The organism is Paenisporosarcina sp. P4_E4_2 (assembly GCF_056401595.1).
The window spans coordinates 1-3,680 of the sequence record NZ_JBFUJC010000313.1; the positions used below are offsets into that span (position 1 = coordinate 1).

Here is a 3,680-nt window from a genome sequence, read left to right on the forward strand (position 1 = left end):
CGGTTGTTGATATACYGCATGATGATATTAATCCGTTCAACTTTTTTCATCGTGACTCCTAAACAGTATCATTTTTTGACATGATTTAAGGCTATCATAAACCTATCAAGTGAAGAAGACAATTCATTTGATAAATATAAAAAAGAGGAAGGTTTTGAATATGGCAGATTATACCTTAGAAGAAAAAGACAGCTTTACCGTTTTAGGTTTTGGAACTGAGCTTAAGAGCGATTACACAGACTTTGCTGGCATAAACAAGGAAAAGTCAGACTTTTGGCAAGCCTTCAGCCAAGATGGAAGGCTTGACTCTTTAAAAGCCATAGCCACAAATGACTACATTTTTGCCGTGAACGAAGCAGTGAATAACAAGATGATGCATTATGCTGGCGTTATGACAGAGGCATCGGCACCAGAAGAAGCCAGAGTAATCCAATTTCCTAAAGGGGAATACCTAGTTGTTAATGGGGAAGGTAAGACGGCTGATGAATTGAATAATAAGCTTGCTGGCCTTGCCTTCGGTCAAGTCTTGCCAGAAGCAAAGAATTTTGCCTATGTTGGTGGGCCAAATGCAACGGTTGAGATGGGGCAGCGAAACGGCTTAGTTTTTGGTGAAATGTGGATTCCTGTTGTTAGGAAATAAAAAGATAAAAGGAGAGATGGAAATGTCCTATATCGTTGATTTTAAAAATGTGTCTACGGTTGGTTTAGAATCTTCACCTGTAGTAGAGGCGCTTGCTGGTTTACGTGCTAATGAAGCCCGTTACTTTATGAACAAATACAAGCATGAATTTACGGTTGTACCAGCTAGCGAAAGCCAGGAGACCCTTGATTATGTGAACCGAATTTTGAAAGAAGATCGTGATATTGAGTTTGCGGCCAAACCTTTAGAAACGTCGCGTTTTCAACTGGAAAATATCAAATTTGCCTACGTCATTTATGAGGATGGCCTTGTGGTCAACGTCATGTATACAGTTGATGGCCCTAAGAAGCGGGCCGTTGGTTTTAAGCTTTCTGAGGGGATGGAGGTACCAAAGGAGTTGGAAGGGAAGTTTAAGTTTGCTAGGCAGAAGTCTAAACTAGCTGGAACAATTCGGGGCTCGTTTTTTGTAATTAAAGGAGAATATTAAAGTAAGCAAAAGCGCAAGTCCTTGTTATTCCATTAAAGGGCGCGATTGTGGAACAACACAGACAGAAATGATCAAACTTTTTTATAAAACCAAACTTAAATCTGCTGATAAAGAATCCATTTTGATCAATTTCTTTCAAAATGGATTCTTTTAATTTATCGTAAAATATGGGTTTTCGTGGTACTTTTTAATCAAACTTTATTCCAAAGCAACAAGAAGACTTTCTCCGAAGATAATTGGATATTTATGTTTAAAATATAATAGAAATTGCGAAGGGAAGTTCTTAAGTTACGCAGCAAGTTAGGAAAGTAATTCACAAAAAAGGGGGTGTATTAAAAAATTGGATTTATTACTTTGGATAACTGTTGGTTTCATCATAATCGGATTTATTGTTCTCGCTTCTATGAAAAAAAATATGGATAGTAAGCTCACTTTTATAATAAGAAATATGGAAAGTAAGAAAAGTTCAACTAAATCCATAGTTTGGTGGATAGTGGGAACCACAGTTTGGGGGGGAGCGAGTCTCATTCTTATTGGGTGGTGGTTTAGTGGGATTTAGTAAGTTTTTGGCAATGGTTTTAGAGGGAGGTAGTTCATTTTTTGAAGAAATGTACTTAAACAAACGGCGGCTTTACTTCAATAAGGGGTAAAGCCTATTTATTATTCAACTAACGAAGCAGGTTAGCCTAACGAAGAGGTATTTTATGGAAGTTTATCGAAATAGTTCTTTTATGTTGAAAAGTTCAGTAATTGAAAAGAGGGCTGTATGTTGGAACAAAGCTGGAGACTGAAAGTAGGCAAAGTATTACATAAGAAGTATAAGTTAATAACTTATCTTTATCTTGCACTAATGCTTTTATTTTATATGTGTTATATCTTGCTCGAAAGTTATAGGCGAAATAAATCAGATTATTGGATATCGAAAATCAACCTAACCCAAGAAAATATTCAAAGTATTAGCCTTTTAGGGACTTGGACATCGATTATGGAAGTAATGTTCTTAGCTTTATTTATTATAGTAGCTAGCATTGTATTAGTTTTGTATCGGAAAGATAAGAACATGTTTAAGCGTTTTTTACTAATTCATATTGGCGTATTTATAGCTATCCTTCTTGTGAGTTATGCTTTAGCTTTGATTACACCATTACCTATTGGGAATTTAACTCAACCTTTAATTACACCACTTTTATTATTGGGGATTTTATCAATTTATTTTGGATTGTTGAGGATAAAAGGGATTTGCCTCTAGTTGAAGATCACTGAGCTGCTTAAACTGTCTTTTTCTTATTCTACTAACGGGACAGGTTAGTTGAAAAACGGTGACCATAGAAAAACTATAAGGGGTGATTTGATGAAGAAATGGGTTTTACTTTTAATAGGATTAGTGATCGTAATCAGTAGTGGCTATGCAATACTTTCTAATGGGTTTTCAAATATTGAGAGCATTAAAGTGCAAAAGTTCGATAGAGGCACAAATGATTTTAATGAAGGAAAAGTTATTAAAGATAATTCTACGATAAAGACTTCAAAGTTATTAAACAGAGCAAACCACGAAAAGAATGTCAATTATGAAATGGAAAAGCGAGAAGACTATAAGGTTACTGTTATATATGAAAACGGTACTAATGATGGATTTCTTGTTTGGAATCACGAAGGATTAAACGTATTTGTAATGAGACCATCTAAAAACGACGTATTAAGAATAAAGAATGAAAATCATAGAATAGAATTTCTCGAAATACTAAAATAAATGGAAAATGCTTGGAATATTCTATCCAAGCGTTTTGCCAATGTGAATTACTCATGATAAGAATAGTATCAAAATACTTCTGGTGTGGAGGAAGATGAAATTGTATGTTGCAGTTCTAATATGCGGTATTGTTGGCTTATTAATGTTCTTAATGGCATATCTAATTTGGGTAAAGAAAAAATTATTTCTAATAGCTGGATACAATGACGAAACGTTCGGGGGGGACAAAGAAAAATTAGGTAAAGTAATGGGTATTTATTCGATAATTATAGGAATAGTCATTTTCCCGTTACCATTAGCAGTAGAATATATTGGGACATATATTATTTATTTCTTTATAATTTTTATTTCATTATCAACTATACCTCTAGTAATTTATATTAATATTTTAAATAGGAAGAAGGTTAATTAGCATTACATTATGATTGTCAGTAGGAGTAACTTTCTGTAAAAGGAAATGGCGGATTCCACATAATCTAGCACGACCATAAACAAAAGGTATTTGCTGTTGATAGGGGGGAAACCTTATTGAACTAACGGGGCAGTTTAGTTCAATAAGAAGGAAGTATTAAGAGAGTGCCGAATTGGTGTAAATGTAAATAATAGTTTTCGAATGGGGGGGTTAATCTTGAAAAAAGATTATAAGAAAATTGGGTTAGGTTCGATTTCATTATTGCTATTTATAATTGGAATATTATTTTCCATTTCATTCGGTAATCGAGAGTCCTATGGAGATGGTTTATTAAGATTTTTAGGGTTAAATCCTTGGTCAAACGGTGACAATGGATTGCTTTATACAATAT

The 3,680-nt window shown here is 34.1% G+C and carries 6 protein-coding genes; all 6 read left to right on the forward strand.

What is annotated here, in order from left to right; translation table 11 throughout:
* The first annotated feature begins 160 nt into the window (after nucleotides 1–160).
* The 6 genes from AC1DSB_RS16140 (at nucleotide 161) to AC1DSB_RS16165 (ending at nucleotide 3,289) form a co-directional block, all read left to right on the forward strand.
* Nucleotides 161–640: a GyrI-like domain-containing protein gene (locus AC1DSB_RS16140; protein ID WP_036659425.1), complete on the forward strand. Its 480-nt coding sequence runs from the start codon at nucleotides 161–163 to the stop codon at nucleotides 638–640.
* A 22-nt stretch (nucleotides 641–662) separates the two neighbouring features.
* Nucleotides 663–1,127, forward strand: a complete 465-nt coding sequence (locus tag AC1DSB_RS16145; RefSeq protein ID WP_477531625.1) for a phage tail protein — start codon at nucleotides 663–665, stop codon at nucleotides 1,125–1,127.
* Nucleotides 1,128–1,467: 340 nt separating this feature from the next.
* Complete coding sequence (locus AC1DSB_RS16150; RefSeq protein WP_016427953.1) at nucleotides 1,468–1,686, forward strand: hypothetical protein; 219 nt, start codon at nucleotides 1,468–1,470, stop codon at nucleotides 1,684–1,686.
* A gap of 210 nt (nucleotides 1,687–1,896) precedes the next feature.
* The gene (locus tag AC1DSB_RS16155) at nucleotides 1,897–2,376 is read left to right on the forward strand and encodes a hypothetical protein (RefSeq protein ID WP_477587107.1); all 480 of its coding nucleotides are present in this window, start codon (nucleotides 1,897–1,899) and stop codon (nucleotides 2,374–2,376) included.
* A 102-nt stretch (nucleotides 2,377–2,478) separates the two neighbouring features.
* Nucleotides 2,479–2,877: a hypothetical protein gene (locus AC1DSB_RS16160; RefSeq protein WP_477531623.1), complete on the forward strand. Its 399-nt coding sequence runs from the start codon at nucleotides 2,479–2,481 to the stop codon at nucleotides 2,875–2,877.
* Between the two features lie 100 nt (nucleotides 2,878–2,977).
* Entirely contained in the window at nucleotides 2,978–3,289 is a 312-nt protein-coding gene (locus AC1DSB_RS16165; RefSeq protein WP_477531622.1) for a DUF3784 domain-containing protein, read from the forward strand.
* Nucleotides 3,290–3,680 lie beyond the last annotated feature (391 nt).

Excerpts from the sequence above, each read along its gene's own strand:
- AC1DSB_RS16140 (WP_036659425.1), top strand. The coding sequence starts at position 161 with ATGGCAGATTATACCTTAGAAGAAAAAGACAGCTTTACCGTTTTAGGT.
- AC1DSB_RS16145 (WP_477531625.1), top strand. The coding sequence starts at position 663 with ATGTCCTATATCGTTGATTTTAAAAATGTGTCTACGGTTGGTTTAGAA.
- AC1DSB_RS16160 (WP_477531623.1), top strand. The coding sequence starts at position 2,479 with ATGAAGAAATGGGTTTTACTTTTAATAGGATTAGTGATCGTAATCAGT.